The sequence below is a fragment of the Chryseobacterium sp. FR048 genome (genome assembly GCF_056844665.1).
In genome coordinates this window covers 735,315-751,853 of record NZ_JBXDSE010000001.1, presented here as the reverse complement: position 1 = coordinate 751,853, position 16,539 = coordinate 735,315, and the positions used below count along the sequence as shown (strand labels likewise).

General features: G+C 40.9%; 22 protein-coding genes. 8 read left to right on the top strand and 14 right to left on the bottom strand.

Annotated elements, in window-relative coordinates; all coding sequences use genetic code 11:
• Positions 1-21: 21 nt before the first annotated feature.
• From AC106K_RS03345 to AC106K_RS03325, 5 genes are all read left to right on the top strand, one after another.
• The gene (locus AC106K_RS03345; protein WP_482443386.1) at positions 22-429 is read left to right on the top strand and encodes a hypothetical protein; all 408 of its coding nucleotides are present in this window, start codon (positions 22-24) and stop codon (positions 427-429) included.
• Between the two features lie 2 nt (positions 430-431).
• Positions 432-926 (top strand): DUF1281 family ferredoxin-like fold protein, encoded by a 495-nt coding sequence (locus AC106K_RS03340; RefSeq protein WP_482443385.1) that lies wholly within the window; start codon positions 432-434, stop codon positions 924-926.
• A 291-nt stretch (positions 927-1,217) separates the two neighbouring features.
• Positions 1,218-2,369 (top strand): HEPN-associated N-terminal domain-containing protein, encoded by a 1,152-nt coding sequence (locus tag AC106K_RS03335; RefSeq protein ID WP_275153932.1) that lies wholly within the window; start codon positions 1,218-1,220, stop codon positions 2,367-2,369.
• Positions 2,369-2,944 (top strand): hypothetical protein, encoded by a 576-nt coding sequence (locus AC106K_RS03330; protein ID WP_275153933.1) that lies wholly within the window; start codon positions 2,369-2,371, stop codon positions 2,942-2,944. The genes AC106K_RS03335 and AC106K_RS03330 overlap by 1 nt, the downstream gene beginning before the upstream one ends.
• Positions 2,945-2,973: 29 nt before the next feature.
• The gene (locus AC106K_RS03325; RefSeq protein WP_482443384.1) at positions 2,974-3,954 is read left to right on the top strand and encodes a bacteriophage abortive infection AbiH family protein; all 981 of its coding nucleotides are present in this window, start codon (positions 2,974-2,976) and stop codon (positions 3,952-3,954) included.
• On the opposite strand, the gene AC106K_RS03320 is transcribed toward AC106K_RS03325, so the two are convergent.
• The 3 genes from AC106K_RS03320 to AC106K_RS03310 all read right to left on the bottom strand — a co-directional run bounded on the left by AC106K_RS03320 (position 3,951) and on the right by AC106K_RS03310 (position 5,265).
• Positions 3,951-4,400 (bottom strand): response regulator, encoded by a 450-nt coding sequence (locus AC106K_RS03320; protein WP_116096903.1) that lies wholly within the window; start codon positions 4,398-4,400, stop codon positions 3,951-3,953. The two genes, AC106K_RS03325 and AC106K_RS03320, sit on opposite strands and share 4 nt — an antisense overlap.
• Positions 4,401-4,679: 279 nt before the next feature.
• Positions 4,680-4,925, bottom strand: coding sequence for a helix-turn-helix domain-containing protein (locus AC106K_RS03315; RefSeq protein WP_443655652.1), 246 nt, complete (start codon positions 4,923-4,925; stop codon positions 4,680-4,682).
• 28 nt (positions 4,926-4,953) lie between these two features.
• The gene (locus AC106K_RS03310; RefSeq protein ID WP_002995989.1) at positions 4,954-5,265 is read right to left on the bottom strand and encodes a helix-turn-helix domain-containing protein; all 312 of its coding nucleotides are present in this window, start codon (positions 5,263-5,265) and stop codon (positions 4,954-4,956) included.
• Positions 5,266-5,458: 193 nt separating this feature from the next.
• On the opposite strand from AC106K_RS03310, the gene AC106K_RS03305 reads away from it, so the two are divergent.
• The 3 genes from AC106K_RS03305 to AC106K_RS03295 all read left to right on the top strand — a co-directional run bounded on the left by AC106K_RS03305 (position 5,459) and on the right by AC106K_RS03295 (position 7,164).
• Positions 5,459-6,025, top strand: coding sequence for a Crp/Fnr family transcriptional regulator (locus tag AC106K_RS03305; RefSeq protein WP_116096907.1), 567 nt, complete (start codon positions 5,459-5,461; stop codon positions 6,023-6,025).
• Between the two features lie 75 nt (positions 6,026-6,100).
• The gene (locus tag AC106K_RS03300) at positions 6,101-6,523 is read left to right on the top strand and encodes an rRNA adenine methyltransferase (RefSeq protein WP_116096909.1); all 423 of its coding nucleotides are present in this window, start codon (positions 6,101-6,103) and stop codon (positions 6,521-6,523) included.
• Between the two features lie 86 nt (positions 6,524-6,609).
• Positions 6,610-7,164, top strand: coding sequence for a dihydrofolate reductase family protein (locus tag AC106K_RS03295; RefSeq protein ID WP_482443383.1), 555 nt, complete (start codon positions 6,610-6,612; stop codon positions 7,162-7,164).
• A 195-nt stretch (positions 7,165-7,359) separates the two neighbouring features.
• On the opposite strand, the gene AC106K_RS03290 is transcribed toward AC106K_RS03295, so the two are convergent.
• Genes AC106K_RS03290 through AC106K_RS03240 form a run of 11 tightly spaced genes read right to left on the bottom strand, consistent with a single transcriptional unit; the run spans position 7,360 to position 16,531 of the window.
• Positions 7,360-7,809 carry a DUF3872 domain-containing protein gene (locus tag AC106K_RS03290; protein ID WP_275153936.1) on the bottom strand — a complete coding sequence of 150 codons (450 nt, stop codon included), beginning with the start codon at positions 7,807-7,809 and terminating at the stop codon, positions 7,360-7,362.
• Positions 7,810-7,820: 11 nt separating this feature from the next.
• Positions 7,821-8,381, bottom strand: a complete 561-nt coding sequence (locus tag AC106K_RS03285) for a conjugal transfer protein TraO (protein WP_275153937.1) — start codon at positions 8,379-8,381, stop codon at positions 7,821-7,823.
• Between the two features lie 20 nt (positions 8,382-8,401).
• On the bottom strand, positions 8,402-9,301 hold the full coding sequence (gene traN / locus AC106K_RS03280; RefSeq protein WP_275153938.1) for a conjugative transposon protein TraN: 900 nt from the start codon (positions 9,299-9,301) through the stop codon (positions 8,402-8,404).
• 24 nt (positions 9,302-9,325) lie between these two features.
• Entirely contained in the window at positions 9,326-10,669 is a 1,344-nt protein-coding gene (traM, locus tag AC106K_RS03275; protein WP_474470604.1) for a conjugative transposon protein TraM, read from the bottom strand.
• Complete coding sequence (locus tag AC106K_RS03270; RefSeq protein ID WP_443655651.1) at positions 10,656-10,919, bottom strand: nitrogen regulatory IIA protein; 264 nt, start codon at positions 10,917-10,919, stop codon at positions 10,656-10,658. The genes traM and AC106K_RS03270 overlap by 14 nt, the downstream gene beginning before the upstream one ends.
• Before the next feature lie 39 nt (positions 10,920-10,958).
• A complete protein-coding gene (locus AC106K_RS03265) occupies positions 10,959-11,387 on the bottom strand; it encodes a hypothetical protein (RefSeq protein WP_116096923.1) in 429 nt (142 codons plus the stop codon).
• Between the two features lie 12 nt (positions 11,388-11,399).
• Positions 11,400-12,023: a conjugative transposon protein TraK gene (gene traK / locus AC106K_RS03260; RefSeq protein ID WP_024566594.1), complete on the bottom strand. Its 624-nt coding sequence runs from the start codon at positions 12,021-12,023 to the stop codon at positions 11,400-11,402.
• Positions 12,024-12,042: 19 nt separating this feature from the next.
• Complete coding sequence (gene traJ / locus AC106K_RS03255; RefSeq protein ID WP_024566595.1) at positions 12,043-13,038, bottom strand: conjugative transposon protein TraJ; 996 nt, start codon at positions 13,036-13,038, stop codon at positions 12,043-12,045.
• 3 nt (positions 13,039-13,041) lie between these two features.
• Positions 13,042-13,674, bottom strand: coding sequence for a DUF4141 domain-containing protein (locus AC106K_RS03250; protein ID WP_024566596.1), 633 nt, complete (start codon positions 13,672-13,674; stop codon positions 13,042-13,044).
• Positions 13,675-13,700: 26 nt separating this feature from the next.
• Complete coding sequence (locus AC106K_RS03245) at positions 13,701-16,205, bottom strand: TraG family conjugative transposon ATPase (protein WP_482443382.1); 2,505 nt, start codon at positions 16,203-16,205, stop codon at positions 13,701-13,703.
• Complete coding sequence (locus AC106K_RS03240; RefSeq protein WP_048499039.1) at positions 16,202-16,531, bottom strand: DUF4133 domain-containing protein; 330 nt, start codon at positions 16,529-16,531, stop codon at positions 16,202-16,204. The genes AC106K_RS03245 and AC106K_RS03240 overlap by 4 nt, the downstream gene beginning before the upstream one ends.
• Positions 16,532-16,539: the final 8 nt, after the last annotated feature.

Below are 16,539 nucleotides of genomic sequence, written 5' to 3'. Positions count from 1 at the left end.
CGCCTACTAAAAACAAAAGATATGAAAGCATTAGATAAAATGGACAATCTCGATAAAGCGGGCTTGTTATGCAAACTGTTTCCCGCAGAACTGGAGAACCTGCAAAACGCTATAAAAACACAATGTGACTACTTCCTGCAAAATGAAACCGCCTTTCGTGAGGGTTGGTATCAAAAGGGATTTTTCACCGCTGAATTTTGGTACAGGCTTGTGCAGAATGCACAAAAAGGGATAACGAAAAATGAACCGCTTTGGAAACGCCCGCACTGGTTTACCGAGCATTTTTTTGACGGACACCATTCAATTTTCGCTGTCCATTGCCTAATTGAATATACAGAGGATGCACAATGCGACCCGCAATTAAAACAGGCGATACACCTACTTTTTGGGAGCGACAAATTTTTACAGATAACCTTAAACGATAAATAATTATGGCTAATTGGTGCAACAACTGGGTTGTTTTTGAGGGAACAGCCGAAGCAATAGAACAGATAACACAGCTATTCAAATCAATGGCTGAAAAGGAGCAGAAAGACAACTGCGGACAACTGCCCGATTTCGTACAGGACACGCACGGAGATTATTTCTACAATATCAGTCAGGATAATGAAAGTGCGGGCGTGTTCCAGTATGAAACAAAATGGTCGCCAAACACGGAAGCCGTTAAGCAGATAGCCGAACATTTCAAAGTGGACTTTACACACGAGTATGAAGAATTGGGCTGCTTAGTGTACGGCAAGGCAATATTTGAAGATGGCATACTAAAGGACATCTGCTTAGAAAGCCAGGACTTTGACAGCTATGAATTAGACGAGGAAACCGACACCTACCATTTTGAGGGCAAGGAGTACGACAGCGAGTGGGAAATACTCGACACCTTGTTAGAGCGTAAAATAGAAAATCATTTTAATAGTAGTAAAGTTTAAAACACCGCCTGACCAGAAAAGTCGGGCGGCAAAAAGACAGATCCTCCCGATGGTCGGGCAGCCTTTTTGCATTAAAGCGGTGCAACCCCTTTGCTAAAATGCACTGCTTCGCACAACACCCTTTCTTTCATTGTACCAAACAGGTTGCGACATTATTGCGTGGGATATTCATTATCCCACTGATTAGTCTTTTTCTTTGATAGTAATTGATTTTTGACTTCACAAATGCGAATTCAAGCGTCCTTTTAAATTTACTAAATTTGTTATATAGCGAAAAATTGCAAATTAAATATGGGAGGAGTTAAACAGAAATGGCTTGAATTAGAAAGTAGACATTTAAGCAATATTCCAGATAAGAATATTTGTATCAAGCACATTGACGATAAAAGCATCAAGAATTTCATTAAACATAATTACACCGATGGTTATTGCGATTATTGTGCTAAGGAACTAAAGGTCGTTCCTCTTGAAGATTTGATGGAATTTATTATGGATGGCATTTCTAACTTTTATGAAGATGCCGCCAATTTTATGAGTTACAATTCAAGAGAGGGAGGTTATCTTGGAGAAATCTATACGCCGGATGAGCTTATCCAGGAACTCATAGAGTTAAATGCAGAACCGTTCGAGGTTGTAGAGGATATCGTTGGCTCAATTGACGATATTGCTTGGGCTCAACCTGACCTGTATTACGACAATATTAAAGATGATTTAGAATTTCAGTGGAATTACTTTAAAGAAATCATTAAACATAAGTCCCGCTACCTTTTTTCTTCAGCAGACAGTAGCCTGCCTAAAGCCTTGCAAATACTACAAGAGGTTGGTAAACTTATATCAAAATTAAATATCATTAAGATTATCCCGGCAGGAACAAAACTTTATCGTTGTAGACAACACGACTTCAAAACAAAAATTACAGATTTTAACGAAATCACTGCTCCCCCAAACAAAAAAGCAATTTATCCAAATCGGTTTAGCCCTTCAGGAATATCAATGTTTTATTCCGCTTTTGATGATGATACAGCAATTTTAGAAACCATAAGCAGGACGGATAAATACAAAAGGTATGTAACAATTGCGGAATTTGAAACCTTAGAAAATCAGGTTATTGTTGATTTTAATAAGCTGCCTAAAATCCCAAGCATTTTTGGCATTAAGGACAAGAAACGATATTACCTTATTTTATTTCTATACTCATTTGTAAGGGATATAACGCAACAAATTATTAAGGATGGTAAAGAACATACCGAATACGTTCCAACTCAAGTTGTGACTGAATTTTTAAGGTATCCATTCAATAAAAATAGGAAGAATAAAATATCGGGAATTATTTATCCCTCATCACAAAATAGAAATCATCAATCGGCAGTGTTTTTTTGGGATGACGAACTAAGCAGAGAAAAAGTAAAATTGAATAACTTGAAAAGAAAGAAAATCATTTAATGAAAATTGACAGTGAACATATTGTAAAGCAATCTGAGGAGTTTGCACTGAATATAGCTAAGCAAATTTCAAAAATAACAGTTAGACCGTTCTGTGAAATTTCCTTTCATTCATCGGAATATAGAGATAGGGAAACGCTCTCAAATTATCTGCATAAAATCCCTAAAAGTGACAACCCACTCATTTACATCATTCAGATAAAATCCCCGAAAATTTTAAGCACACTGATTGAATATTTTGAAGATTATCAATCAGCTAATAAACTAAAAGTGAAGAATAAAGACCGTGTTAATCTTTCCCGGTACAACAAAACTTCAACGGATATATTATATGTTGGAAGCTCAACGACTGATTTCAAGACAAGAATTAAGAACCATCTTGGCACAGAAGGAACTCGGGTTTATAGTTTGCATTTATGCAAGTGGGACAATTGTTTAGAATATGATTTGAATATTTTTGCATACGAAGTCATTTCAGAAAGCAATGAAATTATTGAGCGTTTCATTGTCGAAATTCTTGAACAGCAGTTTTGGGATAAGCTAAACCCAATATTTGGAAAACGAAGTGGTTTATAACCCAAAAAATAGATTAAACAACTGAATTAATGAAAACATTATACATTATTGGTAATGGATTTGACATCCATCATAAATTAGACACAAGGTATCAAAGTTTTGCAAAGTACTTGGCTAAAAATAATAGTGAGGTTTATGAACTCTTATTAAATTATTATGGACTTCCTGATATTACAAATCCTGAATTGACAGATGAAGAGTATGCGTTATGGTCAAGATTTGAGCAAGCCTTAGCTGACTTGGATTATTTATCGGTATTGGACGATAATTCCGACTTAATTGCTCGCCCTGGTGCTGAAGATTTTCGAGATAGAGATTGGCATAGTTATCAGATAGAGATGGAAGAAATCATTAAGGATTTAACGACCACTCTAATTAGCGACTTTAATAAGTTTATTCTAAAAGTCAAATACGAAAGTATTTCTGACGATGTGCTAATTGACATAGAAAACGATAGCCATTTTTTAAATTTCAATTATACAAAAACACTACAGGAAGGCTACGGCATTCCCGAAGAACGAATAACTTATATTCATAACAGAGCAGATACAGAAAATTGTACTCTTATTTTAGGGCACGGAACTGACCCAGCAAATTTTGATGAGAAAGAAGAAGAACCGCCACAAGGATTAAGCGAAGAGGAATTATACGAATGGCGTGAACAAAAGGCTGACGAATATGACTACTCTTATGAAAGTGCCAAACAAGAAATACTATCTTATTATACAAAGGCATTTAAAAATACAACTACAATTATAGAAAACAATATTGTTTTTTTTACCAATCTTACAGAAGTTGAAAACGTTATTGTCTTAGGGCATTCTATTTCAGAAGTAGATTTAAAATATTTTGAGGTATTAAAAACCAAACTAAATGAAAATGTAATTTGGAATGTTTCGTATTACAGTGAGCTTGAAAAGCAAGCACATAAAGAAACACTGTCGCAACTTGGAATAAATAACAACAATATTGCCCAAATAAAAATTACAGATTTAAAAAAGCAGATTTAGTTATAAGTAAAATATTCCTGTGCAATATTCGCTACACCCATACTAAAATATCTTCCGCCATTGATAACAACATTAATGGCTTTTTTAAAATCGTCTGCATCGCTGCCAATCAGCAGATAACCTGTAAAACCAATTACTAAAAGAGGATTTATGGCTTTTTTTGCATCAATATCACTATGCGCAATCAGCTTAATGGTTGGATATTGTGTCCTTAATTTTTGAAGCTGTGCCAATACATCACTGTTGTAAAAATCAAGGTCAACAATGCAAACTTTGGGAAGTTCTTTTAATGGGGATAATTGAGATAGTCCTTCTTCAATGTTTTCCGAACGAAATAATACTTCAAGCCCTGAAGCAATAAGGTCGTTACAGGTCAAATCTAAAATTGGATTTCTATCATTGATAAAGGCAAGAGTAATTTCTTGCGTTGCTGTACCAGTTTCCATATCATACCTTTTTTGTGTTGATGTAGCCCTGCACAAAAAAAGAAGCGCAGGCAACCACACTTACTGGCATTAAGGCACTGGTACGCCTGACCCCCAAATAAGCGAGCGCCCACGCCATAACGTGAGCGTTCTTACTTATTCGTTCCGGGGTTTTAAAAATTACCAGTTTCTAATGCGGAACTTAAAGCAAAAACAACTTTAAGTATTTTCTATATTTTCGACAACAAAGATACTAAACTTGTACTTTTTTGACCGCATATAATACAAAAAAGATTACAGTCAAACTGTTTTTTGGGAGATATAATTTTGTTCCAGTATCGTCAGAATATCGCTTTCCTTGTAAATAATCTTACCGCCTATTTGGATGTACGGCAGAATGCTATCATCACGATATTGCTGTAAAGTGCGTTTGCTGATATGGAGCAGTTTGCACACATCTTCGCTCGATAGATAAATTTCTCCGTTCATTACAGGGCGGTAGTTTTTCAATATGCTTTCGATACGGCTTCTTAGCTGTGCAATCATTTCCTGATGGGCAATGATTTCTTCATTGTCATTCGTGAATAAATCCATTTTCGGCAGTATTGTACGGCTGTCCGGCTTCGAGCAAAGCCTGTACATCCGAGCGTTTATAATAATTCTTACGGTTCAGTCGGGAATAAGGTAATAACCCTTTGTCCTTATACGTCTGCAAAGTCCGCTTGGTAATGTTCATCATCAAACAAACTTCCTGGTTATCGAGCCATTGCTCTTGCGCAAAAATTGGCGTGTATTTCTGCGTGGCATTTTCGGTCAGTTCCAAAAGTGCTTTCAGCTCATTTTTCATTCCGTCCAGTGCGGATTTTTGTATTGCGATTACTTCCATTGTTTGCTCAATTTTGCTAGGGAAGTCGAATTTATCAAGGCTTTGCAAGCGGCAGCAGAATGTTGTAGCCATTGGCTTTGAGAGGCAGCATTTGGCGTATAGTTGTAATTCCCGAAGGGAATTATTTTGTAAATTTGAAAGAAGATAAATGCTTTTGAAAAATATGAAAGCCGCCTCAACAATATAAAATCTTATGATAGGAAAACTGAAGTATTATTTAAGGGCTAATACAAATATTGACGACAATCAAATCGACAAAATAGCAGCTTGCTTTAAGTTAAAGACCTTCAAAAAAAACACGACCTTGCTTTTGGAAGGAGAAATTTGTAAAGAACTATATTTTGTACACAGTGGTTGTATTCGGACATATTACATAACCCAACAAGGACAAGAAAAGACAAGGTATGTAGCTTTTGAAAATAGCATAGCAACCTCTATTTATAGTTTTATTTCACAACAACAATCATTTGAATTTGTTGATACGCTTGAAAATTCGGAATTATATTCAATAAGCCATAAAGATTTTTATCAGTTAATATCTGAAATACCCCAATGGGAAAAATTCTATATAACACTTTTGGAAATGGCTTATCTCTATCAAAACAAAAAAATAGAGAACCTTGTAACACTTTCTGCTAAACAACGCTATGACAAATTAATGGCGGAAACACCAATCTTTGTTCAACGGCTCTCGAACAAAATACTTGCATCGTACCTCGACATAACCCAAGAAACTTTAAGCAGACTTAAATCGAAATGAGATTTTTTGACCTATATCAATGCACAGGTTTTTACAGCACATTAATTTTGCTACTCACATTTTAAATTAAGCAATATGCTATTCGACCCAGACAATAATGTTGTTAAACTCTGTGCTCAAGGTATGAACTTGGAAGGAAAAGGTAAACTAAAAGATGCAAACAGACTTTTCCTACAAGCTTGGAAAGAAGCTACAAACGACTTTGAAAAATTTACTGCTGCTCATTATGTAGCTCGATATCAGAAAAGTGTTGAAGAAAAGCTGAAATGGGACGAAACCGCTTTACAATTAGCTTTTAAAATAGATGAAGATACTATTAAAGAAACTTACCCTTCGTTATATTTAAATATTGCTAAATGCTACGAAGACCTGAACGACTTTGTAAATGCAAAAAAGAATTATCAATTAGCTCTTTCTTTTACGAACAAATTACCCGACAATGGCTATGGAGATATGATTATAGAGGGTATTAAAAATGGTATAAAAAGAGTAACATAAAAACCTATTTGGAACAACGACTGAACAATGCAGAGATAATATCCTGTCCAAAAAGAAAATAAATTTCAGGCAAATAAAGATTTAATATGAGAAAAGTAATAGCAGCAATTAATATGACACTTGACGGAATTTGTGACCATACAGTGGGAATAGTGGACGAAAAACTTCATCAACATTACTCTGACCTAATAAATAATGGTGGCGTTATTTTATATGGTCGGACAACCTTTGAACTAATGAAGTTTTGGCAAACCTTATTGCAAAATCCATCGGGGAAAAAATCAATGGATGATTTTGCAATTTCAATAGACAAAATTCCAAAACTTGTTTTCTCCAAAACTCTAAAAGAAACAAGCTGGGACAGTGCGAAAATTTCAGATAATTCACTTAACGAAAAAGTTATCGAACTCAAACAACAAGCAGGAAAGGATATTTTAATTGGAAGTCGGAGTTTAATTATTGAATTATTAAACTGTGACCTTATAGACGAATTTCAAATTTGTACCCATCCCATAATTGAAGGGAAAGGTTTACCATTATTTGAGCAAATAAATGATAGAATTATTTTGAAACTTGTAAATACAAAAATCCTCGACACTGGTGTGACAATATTTTATTATCAACCGCAAAAGAAAAGATAAAAGACCAATAATAGCGTTTTGCAGGTACGGTTGTTCATTGTAACATTGTAACATTCCTGTCGGTCAAACCGGAAATACCGGAGAAAATGTGTATTGAAAGGCAGTGTTTGACGGTTACTATGAAAGTATGGGCAAACCAAAAACAAAAAAACCGACCTCATTGAAGTCGGTTTTTGCTCTTATAGAATTTTACCGTTAATCGGTACTGTTAAACTGAAAGCTCACTTGTTTTTCGTTCCCGAAGTTGTCCGAAATCCAAACATCAAAGGACTGTGATACGGCAGACGTTGAAGTGTAGTACAACCTGAACTGCTCCGTTGGTAATTGGTACTGGTCATTGGGAAGGTACGGCGGTTCATCATAGTACCGCAATGTGCCTTGCCCGTCGAACTGAAAGTAACGGAGGAAATACTGCGTATTGCTGTAATTGCCTGAACGCTGTATGGTAATGCGTATCTCTACTGTCTGCCCGGTAGATACATCTTTTGGAACAGGCATCACGTTTACATCAAAAGGAAAATCGTTCTGTATTTCGAGTTCATCATCTTTGCTACAAGATACCAACGTTACCGAAGCTGTGAGGATTACCAGGAATACATATATCGGCAGTAATCCTATTCTGAATTTATTGAATATTGCTATCATTGTTTTCTGTTTTAAAAGTTAAACCTTAATCCCACACCTGCGGACGGTCGGAACTGTTCTAAGTCTGTACCCCAAAGGACTTTTGTACGTCCTTGCAGGACTAGTACAAAACGGTCGGACAGGTACGTTTCAAAAGTGAGGCGACCGCCTGCTCCGTAGATAAAATTATCTTCGCTCAATATCTTCGCACCGTCGTACAACATCGCTTCTCCCCGGTTGATGCTTTCATAGCCGACCACGCCTGTTACGGCGAAATTCAGCGTGATGTTCTTTCGGGCATCGCCCAACAGGAAGAAGCTGTAACCGCCCTCTGCGGAATAGGCTTCCTGCGGTATGCGCAGGTCTTTGTAATCGTGGTACTGGTGGGTATATTCCAACGCCCAAAGTTGGTAGTTACCGTCCTTGCCGTTTACGGTCATTGCTGCGCTGATGTAATAATCATTGCCAATCTTATCATCGGACAATACACCTGCACTTATTTCCAATCCTTTCTGCTTAGGCAGCATCCTTTGTGCCTGTGTAGCCGTGATGCCTATCAGGACAAGCAGCACGGTATAGATATACTTTTTCATATTCTTGCTTTAAAGGGTTATTAAAATTTCAGGTGCATATCGTTAATCAAACGGGCTTTGATTAAATCGGAATTTTCGACCTGCAATGTTTGATGCCTGCCACCGTTCTTCTCGAAAATCTCAATCAGCAATACCTTGTCATCGGCAATGGTAAACTGGTCTAACAGGAACACGTTTTGTTCGGTCGATTTTCCGGCAATGCCGTCCAATGGCTTGTAAGTTTTCAAAGGAGTTAAAGGGCGTTCTTGGACTACGGTGCGTTTGGCTACCTTTTTATCCACGACTTTGAAATTGATAAAATCAATCTCGAAAGGCACATTGGTACGGTTTCTCAATTCCGTATGGAAATAGTATTTGCCGTTGTGTATATAAATCCCTTTCAGGATAAACTGAATGCCGAAACTCTTAGCCCCGATGTGCTTTACAATGCGCTTATCTTTCTTGTAAATGGTTTCCAAAAGCAAGCCTGCCAGTGAGGGAGAATTGTTGCCCAGTTCCTCAAAAAGCACATCGTTACCTTTGGCTTTATTCACTGCTTTTTGCATTGTGAGCAGGTCATAGCTCATTGCCTCCGGGTAGGAACTGTAATACACATTGAAGCTGTAAAAACGCCCGTCATTCGTGATAACGGAAAAATTCGTTTCCGGCTCAAAGTCCCTTACCGATGCTTTTACACGCAATACGTTTTCGGCATCTTCAGCCTTACCTGCAATCAGGTATTCGCTGCCCAAATCCACGTAACGAATGGCGGTCGGGAAAATCAGGTGCGAAGTTTTATCGTAGGTAACTTCCATACGGTACGGTTCTATCTTGCCCAATGCAAGCGGTGTTTTTACAGTTGCACTGTCCTGTGCAAAAGTTGTTACGGCAAAGCCGAGTAGCAGGGCAATAGCCCAAAAGGTTTTTAAATGATTTTTCATTGTTTTATTTATTTGAGTTCAAAATTATTTTTTAGATACAAGGAAGACCTGATAGCCTGCTTTCAGCATAACCTTTGGCGTTCTTACTTTCTTAGCGAAATAGCCCGAAATACCCTGCACCACTCCACGGCTTAGGTCAGCCGCTACCTGTTGTCCGGCATTCTGTGTGAGCATTACGCTTGTTCCTCCGGTCTGGCTCATATTGCCCGCCATTTCGGTAAGGGCGTTCATTTCCGGCGAATACGGAACGTACAAGCCTTGTTGTCCGTCCAAATCATAAATGGTAATATCCACCGGGATGATGTTGCCCTCCAGTTCTACGGAGGTAACTTTTAATTGCAGCCTGCCATTCTGAAATTTAGCGTTTGCCGTTACAATCGTTCCTTTAGGGATGGTACGTTGCGGGGTTTTGGCAGGCTCTAACAGGCGTAAACGCACACCCGTTTCCCCAACTACCGTTTGGGCTTCGTGTACACAGGCTTTGATGCTGTTTTTAGGCTGCACTATCTCTTCAGTAGAACCTGCGGTATAAAACCCACGGTTTTTTGTTTGGCTCCAATCGGCTGCAAAGGCACTGTCAGACGGTTCACGGTACAAGGCTGATACAATGTTCTTTCTTGTTGGTGTGAACGATACAAATTGCTCTTTTTGGTTAGCACCCGCAGCCCCAGTAGTTGCACCGTTGGCGGGAGCAGCATTTCCGGTATTGGCATTTTGCGGAAGATACTTTGCAGCCATTTCATAGGATTTCTCCATTAATTTGAGTTGGTCGTCAACGGTGGCCACAGGTGGCACATCTTTTTCCGACAACTTTGCTTTAAGTTCGTCCACTTGCTTACGCAGTTCCATTGTTTCAGAATTGTTGTCCTGATAGAATGAACCCAGTGTGCTTTGTGCATTACGGTAACTGTTCAATGCAGGATTGCCTTGTCGCCCTGAAGTTCTGCCACTACCGCCCAAGCCGTTGCTTTCGTCTTCTTCGGGTAAACTATCTTCATTGTCAGCAGATGCACTGTCTTCAGTATTCCAATAATCAGAAAGCGTGGTCAGTGCATTACGCTTTTCCTGCTCTTTGCGTTCGAGCATTTCCTGCTCATACGCCTTGCTTTTATCGTCGGGCATTCCTGCTCCGGTAGCCTGTGGCACGGCATCGTTCAGCCCGATATTTTCAATCGCCTTTTTATCTTCGCCCGGTTTAAATATGAGGTACATACAACCCAAGAAGACAATTCCCATTAAACCGAATATGATTGGCTTTTTGAGCTTTTCGGCTTTGTTCTGTGTGCCGTCTTGCAGCACATCAGCGGTTGCTGACGGGTTCCCCTCCGTTACCCGAACAACCGATTTTTTGTTCTCATTTTCTTTCATAAATCTGATTTTTTAAAATTGTTGATACACTATCCTGCAACCTTGCAGGATTTTTACTTTTGAGGACAGGGTTCTCGATATGCTCTATGACCATATCATTACCGGACTTTGAGGTATCGTACATCACTTTGCCAATGACCGCTACGGTAAGCAGCAGATAACCCACAAAGAAGTACAGCGTATATCGGTGCTGTTTGCGTAAAGGCAAAGCCCGCCAACGTTCGTCCAGCTTATCAAAGTACCTGTCCATATTTGCTTTTAATTTTTTCATAGCCTTACTATTTCTGTGTTATAGCTTGAAACGCTTAGGACTTTTACCCGCCGTTTGCTTCGGCGCATCGTTGACCAGTGCGACCGCTTCCGTTAATTTGGGTGCGGACATTACGGACAGGTTTGCCAGTTCCGATTTTTTGAGTAATTGCCCAAAGCCGTCTTTCTTCGCTACCTCCATACGGCTCAATGAGAATTTGCCATTTAGGTACTTTACCCACATACTGCATTCTATACGGGGCTTGTCATCGCCTGACCATTGCAGGTAGCCTGTCAGCAGTAAGTCCTGCTTAGGTAAACTGTCTGCACCTTTTTGGCAACTTTCGAGGTATTCGCTGATGCTGTCTTTCAGCTTTCCGGCATACGCTCCCTGCGTATGGAAATACCCGTTATATCCTTTGTCGGTAAGGATTTTTGCGAACGTGCTTAAATCTGATAATGCTTCCATAAGATTATTTTTTTAGCGTTCGATAACCTCTATATCCTTATTCTCCACGACTGCAAATTTTTCAATATTGAAGCCCTGCGGATTGTTGTCGGAACGAACGGAGTTGACGAGATAGCAGGAAGTAATCAAGTTGCGCCTGGTTACGTTGCTTGACCGGATAATGAACTGTTTGGCATAGGTACGCACTGCATACGGGTAGTTGTCGAAGTTGCACACGACACTATCCACCTCTATGCGTTGCTGTACGTTCCCCGAAATGATACGGCTGTAATAACCCTTTTCCGACAAGTCTTTGTAGTAATCAAAAGCACTTTTATCGGCAAGGTTGAACGCACGTTTCATATTGCTTTCAATAGCGTTCTTGTCGGGTGCAAGCGTAAAGAACAGTTCGTGAAATCTCCTGACGTGTTCCCTTGCTTCAACCGGGCGGTTGATGCTCGCATCCTGCGACAAGGCAAGCATCAGGGATTTGCCGTTATCCAGTACATAGATTTTTTGGCGTTGTTCTTCTGCAAAGCGGTAGGAACGCCATACGGCGTAACCTACCACGCTAATGCAGAGAACCGCAAACACAATGGCATATAATCTTATCTGCCTAAAGCTGTTTTCGATATTTCTTAGCGTTTTAAATTCCATTTTTTAGAATGATTAATGATTATTTATTCATCAGTTTACCGCCGATGTTTCCAACTGTTGAGCCTGCGCCTGCTCCGGCGATGTTTCCGGCTTTCATTGCTGTGGAGTTTACATTGCGGGTAAAGTTTCCTGCGCCTCCGGCTTGGATTACCCAACCTGTTACTGTCGGGATAGTAAAGTACCCGATGATGCCGATAATCATAAAAATGATGTACACGGTATTGCTCGTATCAGGTATATAGGTGGGGTCGGCAAGCATTGCTATATCCCGTTCTAAAATGAGGGATTGTATTCTTGCCAACATTGAGCTGAACAAATCCGAAACGGGAAGCCACAGGTAAACGCTGACGTACCTCGTGAGCCATTGCGTGAGCGTAGACTGAAATCCGTCCCATACGGAAATAGCAAAGGCTATTGGTCCGAGTATGGAGAGGACTATCAGGAAAAACGTTCGTATGGTATCAATGACCAAAGCCGCCGCCTGAAAGAGTATTTCCAATAGATTGCGAAACCAATCCTTTATGGCTTTCTCTATCTTGTAGGCTTGCCTGTCCATATACATACCCGCCATTGTACCAATGTCGGAGGGCGACCATCCCAGTTCGTCCAGTTTTTTGTCAAACTCTTCGTCTGATACCATATAGGCGGTTTCGGGGTTCCTTACCATTGCCTCGTATTCCAACTGGTCTTTCTGCTGTTGCAGCTTGTTCAGGTCAAGCACCTGGTCTTCGAGTATTTGGTGGGTTCCTACTACCACCGGGCTTAATACCGCATTGATGGTTCCCAAAACAATGGTCGGAAAGAACATAATGCAAAGCCCTAAAGCGAACGGGCGCAGTAAAGGGAACATATCAATAGGTTCGGCACGGCTTAAAGCCTGCCAAACCTTTAATGCCACATAGAACAATGCTCCCAATCCCGCCAAACCCTTAGCTACTGCCGCCATATCGCCTGCAAGCGGCATCATATCATCATAAAGCGACCGCAGGAGTTCGTGAAGATTATCCCATTCCATAGTTTACCAGTATTTTTGGTTAGCAGTTCCGTAGAGTTCAAGCACTCTTTGGGCATCGTTTTTCTTTTTCGCTCTTAGGTAGCTTACAGAAATGTTCTTATTGGTATAGTAGCGTACAAGGCTGTGGTAATCCTTAACTTCTTTGTACACACGGTCGATAATATCCATACGCTCTTTGTCATTCAGCGAAAGGTCTGTGGCGGTTATAATCTGCTTCAATTCTTTCAGCAGTTCGGTACTTTCATTGAGCAGTGCCGAATAACCGTTACCGATAGCGACCAATTCCTGTGGGGTAAAATTTGGGTCGTTCATCATCTTACCAAAATTCTGCACGTACATTTCGGACACATCGCCTACCAACAATACAGTTTGTTGCACCTTACGGGCATCTTTCACAAGGTTGTTGATAGCCTTCAGCTTGTCATAATATTCCTTGCCCTGGTCGTACACTTTCTTCACTTCGTTGAAGTTCTTTATCACATTGCTCACGGTCGAAGAAGTCTGTATGATTTCGTTCGCAGAGTTGATAATCCCTGAAGCCAAATTTGCGGGGTCGGTTACCACCCACTGGGCTTTTGCTGACGGTGCTACGGCGAGCATCAGTGCCGTACACACCAGATACAATACTTTTTTCATTGTTCTGAATTTTAAAATGTTAATGACTATTGATTTGCTTTGTCCCGCCTTTGCATTGCGATATGTTTAATGGCGAGTTCTACATTACCGTCCAATTCGGAAGCAAGCTGCATTACTTCCATTTTTTCGGTTTCTTCGGTCGTGTAAGCGAGGTATTCCTCCAAACTAACTTCGGTGGCATAGACTGCCGAGTGCGTACCACCTAAGCCAATCCAAACCTCTTTGTAAAGTCGGCTCGCATCGTTGTTCATATTGATGGAAAGTACCTGCCCTTTCTCTTTGTCCGTAAGTCCGAGCATCGCCTGTATGTCATCAAACTTGTTCATATACTTGCGTTGGTCAAGCAGGATTTTACAGTCGGAGTTATTGATGATACTTTCTTTCACAATGGGCGACTGGATGATGTCGTCAACCTCTTGTGTTACTACAATCGCTTCCCCGAAGAATTTGCGGACGGTCTTAAACAAATACTTGATGTATTCCGCCATTCCCTCTTTCGCTATCGCTTTCCAAGCCTCTTCAATCAGGATGAGCTTACGAATACCTTTCAGTCGGCGCATCTTATTGATGAACACCTCCATAATGATAATCGTGACTATGGGAAAGAGGATTTTGTGGTCTTTAATCGCATCAATCTCAAACACGATAAAGCGTTTGGATAAGAGGTCTAACTGCTTGTTGGAGTTCAGCAGGTAATCGTATTCCCCGCCTTTGTAATAGGGTTCGAGTACGTTCAGGAAGTTGGCAATATCAAAGTCCTTTTCCCTGACCTGCTTTTCTTCCAGTACCTTGCGGTAGTCGCCTTTTACATACTCATAGAAACCGTTGAATGACGGGTAAACATCTTCCGTTTTGATACGCTCGATATAACCGCTTACTGCATTGGAAAGGGCAACTTCTTCCGAACGGGTTGGCGGCTCATCATCACGTTTCCATAAAGTCAGTATCAAAGTCTTGATACTTTCCCTTTTCTCAATGTCGAACACGCCATCATCGGTATAGAAAGGGTTAAAGGCAATCGGGTTATCTTCGGTATAAGTGAAGTAAACACCGTCTTCGCCTTTGGTCTTTCCTTTGATGAGTTCGCATAAGCCCTGATAAGAGTTACCCGTATCTACCAACAGTACGTGTGCGCCCTGTTCGTAATACTGCCGTACCATATGGTTAGTGAAGAATGATTTACCACTGCCGGAGGGACCAAGTATGAACTTGTTCCGGTTCGTGATGATACCACGCTTCATAGGCAGGTCGGAAATATCCAAATGGATAGGTTTTCCTGTAAGCCTGTCAGCCATCTTGATACCGAACGGCGAGGGCGAATTGTGGTAGTTGGTTTCTTCCGTAAAGAAGCACAATGCAGGCTCAATGAACGTGTAAAAACTTTCTTCGCTCGGAAAGTCGCCTGCATTGCCCGGCATTCCTGCCCAGTACAAGGTAGCCACATCCGTAGTGTTGTGCCGGGGTTTACACTCCATCAGTGCCAATGCACTACCGCAATCGTTCTTTAGCTGTTTCAGTTCCGCAGGGTCTTCCGACCACGCCATAATGTTGAAGTGCGCACGGATGGAGGACAGCCCGAAGCTGTGGGCTTCGTTCAGGTACTTTTCTATCCACTCTTTGTTGATTTGATTGGCACGGCTGTACCTTGCCAGTGAGTGCATATTCCGTGCGGACTTCTCGAACTTTTGAAGGTTGTCTTCGCTGTTATCCAAAAAAATGTACTGGTTGTAGATGTGGTTGCAGCTTAACAGCAAACCCACAGGTGCAGCGAATGACAGGCGACAGTCGCTACGGTCGGTTGATAGCTTTTCAAAACGGGTATCTGCTGATACTGTTCCGGGCAGGTCGTCCGTATCGGAAAGCGTGTGCAGGCTTAACCTTTTGTTGCCGATGCGTACCTCTTCGTTTCCGAGTGCGATGTCCTGCATTGGTGTTGCGGCTCCCTTCGATAACGTGAGGTACTGTTCCAGTAATCCCTGTGTATTGTCCGTTCCGATAATGTCCTCTTCGGTCAAACGTCGCAGGGTTACAAAACCGCTATCGTTCACGATGCGCTCAAACTGGGCGACCGCCTCCATAAAGCGGTGTATCGTTTCCTTGTTCCTGATTTCCTTTGGTATAAGTGTGCCTTTACAAAGCGAACTGAAGTTGCTTTGCATCCGCATTCTTTCCTTAGTGGTCTTCGTCAGGAACAGGTAACAGTAGTGATTTAAGAATGGTCGTTCGTTGAAATGGCGTTGGTAAGACTTTGATAAAAAACTCTGGTCTTCTATTGCCAAATCAGGTGCATAACTTTCCTTGATGTACCAATCCTGTTTGTGAATGACCGTAAAATCAGGCAAGGTTTTAATCGCTTTGTGCCAGGCGGAGTGTATGGCTTCGTATTCCGCAGAAGCTACCGTAAACAGTTCCGGCAACCGCACTTCAAAACAGGCGGTAATATCCGCATCTTTGGATAAGATGCAGTTGTTCTCTACTGCCAACAAAGGAAATTTGTTTTCCAGTGTGGTGGTCTTTGCTACATTTCTCATACGGCATTCTGTTTAGGCGTGAATTTTAAATAGCGGTGTACAGGCTTGCGGCAGATGATGTAGCGGGGATGCCGTTTATTGGCTGCAATTTTCATCAGCCCGTGTTCGCCGTACTTCCTGTTCAGTGAAAAGGTCTGCCACACAATGAGCGAAGCCCCGCCTGCGCCCAGGAACAGGCAGACGTAAGAGTTTACGCCAGCCATATACATTATCATCACGAGGATAAGCGTACCGAGTAGTCCGCCTGCGAAAATGAACAGGTATTGTGCTTTCAACCCTTTAAATTCCACCGTTCTTCCGATGCCTTTATTGATATTGTAATTCATAAGGCAAA

Bases quoted from the DNA above. Each gene is read 5' to 3' on its own strand.
- AC106K_RS03345 (WP_482443386.1), top strand. From the start codon at position 22: ATGAAAGCATTAGATAAAATGGACAATCTCGATAAAGCGGGCTTGTTA.
- AC106K_RS03340 (WP_482443385.1), top strand. From the start codon at position 432: ATGGCTAATTGGTGCAACAACTGGGTTGTTTTTGAGGGAACAGCCGAA.
- AC106K_RS03335 (WP_275153932.1), top strand. From the start codon at position 1,218: ATGGGAGGAGTTAAACAGAAATGGCTTGAATTAGAAAGTAGACATTTA.
- AC106K_RS03330 (WP_275153933.1), top strand. From the start codon at position 2,369: ATGAAAATTGACAGTGAACATATTGTAAAGCAATCTGAGGAGTTTGCA.
- AC106K_RS03325 (WP_482443384.1), top strand. From the start codon at position 2,974: ATGAAAACATTATACATTATTGGTAATGGATTTGACATCCATCATAAA.
- AC106K_RS03320 (WP_116096903.1), bottom strand. From the start codon at position 4,400: ATGGAAACTGGTACAGCAACGCAAGAAATTACTCTTGCCTTTATCAAT.
- AC106K_RS03315 (WP_443655652.1), bottom strand. From the start codon at position 4,925: ATGATTGCACAGCTAAGAAGCCGTATCGAAAGCATATTGAAAAACTAC.
- AC106K_RS03310 (WP_002995989.1), bottom strand. From the start codon at position 5,265: ATGGAAGTAATCGCAATACAAAAATCCGCACTGGACGGAATGAAAAAT.
- AC106K_RS03305 (WP_116096907.1), top strand. From the start codon at position 5,459: ATGATAGGAAAACTGAAGTATTATTTAAGGGCTAATACAAATATTGAC.
- AC106K_RS03300 (WP_116096909.1), top strand. From the start codon at position 6,101: ATGCTATTCGACCCAGACAATAATGTTGTTAAACTCTGTGCTCAAGGT.
- AC106K_RS03295 (WP_482443383.1), top strand. From the start codon at position 6,610: ATGAGAAAAGTAATAGCAGCAATTAATATGACACTTGACGGAATTTGT.
- AC106K_RS03290 (WP_275153936.1), bottom strand. From the start codon at position 7,809: ATGATAGCAATATTCAATAAATTCAGAATAGGATTACTGCCGATATAT.
- AC106K_RS03285 (WP_275153937.1), bottom strand. From the start codon at position 8,381: ATGAAAAAGTATATCTATACCGTGCTGCTTGTCCTGATAGGCATCACG.
- traN (WP_275153938.1), bottom strand. From the start codon at position 9,301: ATGAAAAATCATTTAAAAACCTTTTGGGCTATTGCCCTGCTACTCGGC.
- traM (WP_474470604.1), bottom strand. From the start codon at position 10,669: ATGAAAGAAAATGAGAACAAAAAATCGGTTGTTCGGGTAACGGAGGGG.
- AC106K_RS03270 (WP_443655651.1), bottom strand. From the start codon at position 10,919: ATGGACAGGTACTTTGATAAGCTGGACGAACGTTGGCGGGCTTTGCCT.
- AC106K_RS03265 (WP_116096923.1), bottom strand. From the start codon at position 11,387: ATGGAAGCATTATCAGATTTAAGCACGTTCGCAAAAATCCTTACCGAC.
- traK (WP_024566594.1), bottom strand. From the start codon at position 12,023: ATGGAATTTAAAACGCTAAGAAATATCGAAAACAGCTTTAGGCAGATA.
- traJ (WP_024566595.1), bottom strand. From the start codon at position 13,038: ATGGAATGGGATAATCTTCACGAACTCCTGCGGTCGCTTTATGATGAT.
- AC106K_RS03250 (WP_024566596.1), bottom strand. From the start codon at position 13,674: ATGAAAAAAGTATTGTATCTGGTGTGTACGGCACTGATGCTCGCCGTA.
- AC106K_RS03245 (WP_482443382.1), bottom strand. From the start codon at position 16,205: ATGAGAAATGTAGCAAAGACCACCACACTGGAAAACAAATTTCCTTTG.
- AC106K_RS03240 (WP_048499039.1), bottom strand. From the start codon at position 16,531: ATGAATTACAATATCAATAAAGGCATCGGAAGAACGGTGGAATTTAAA.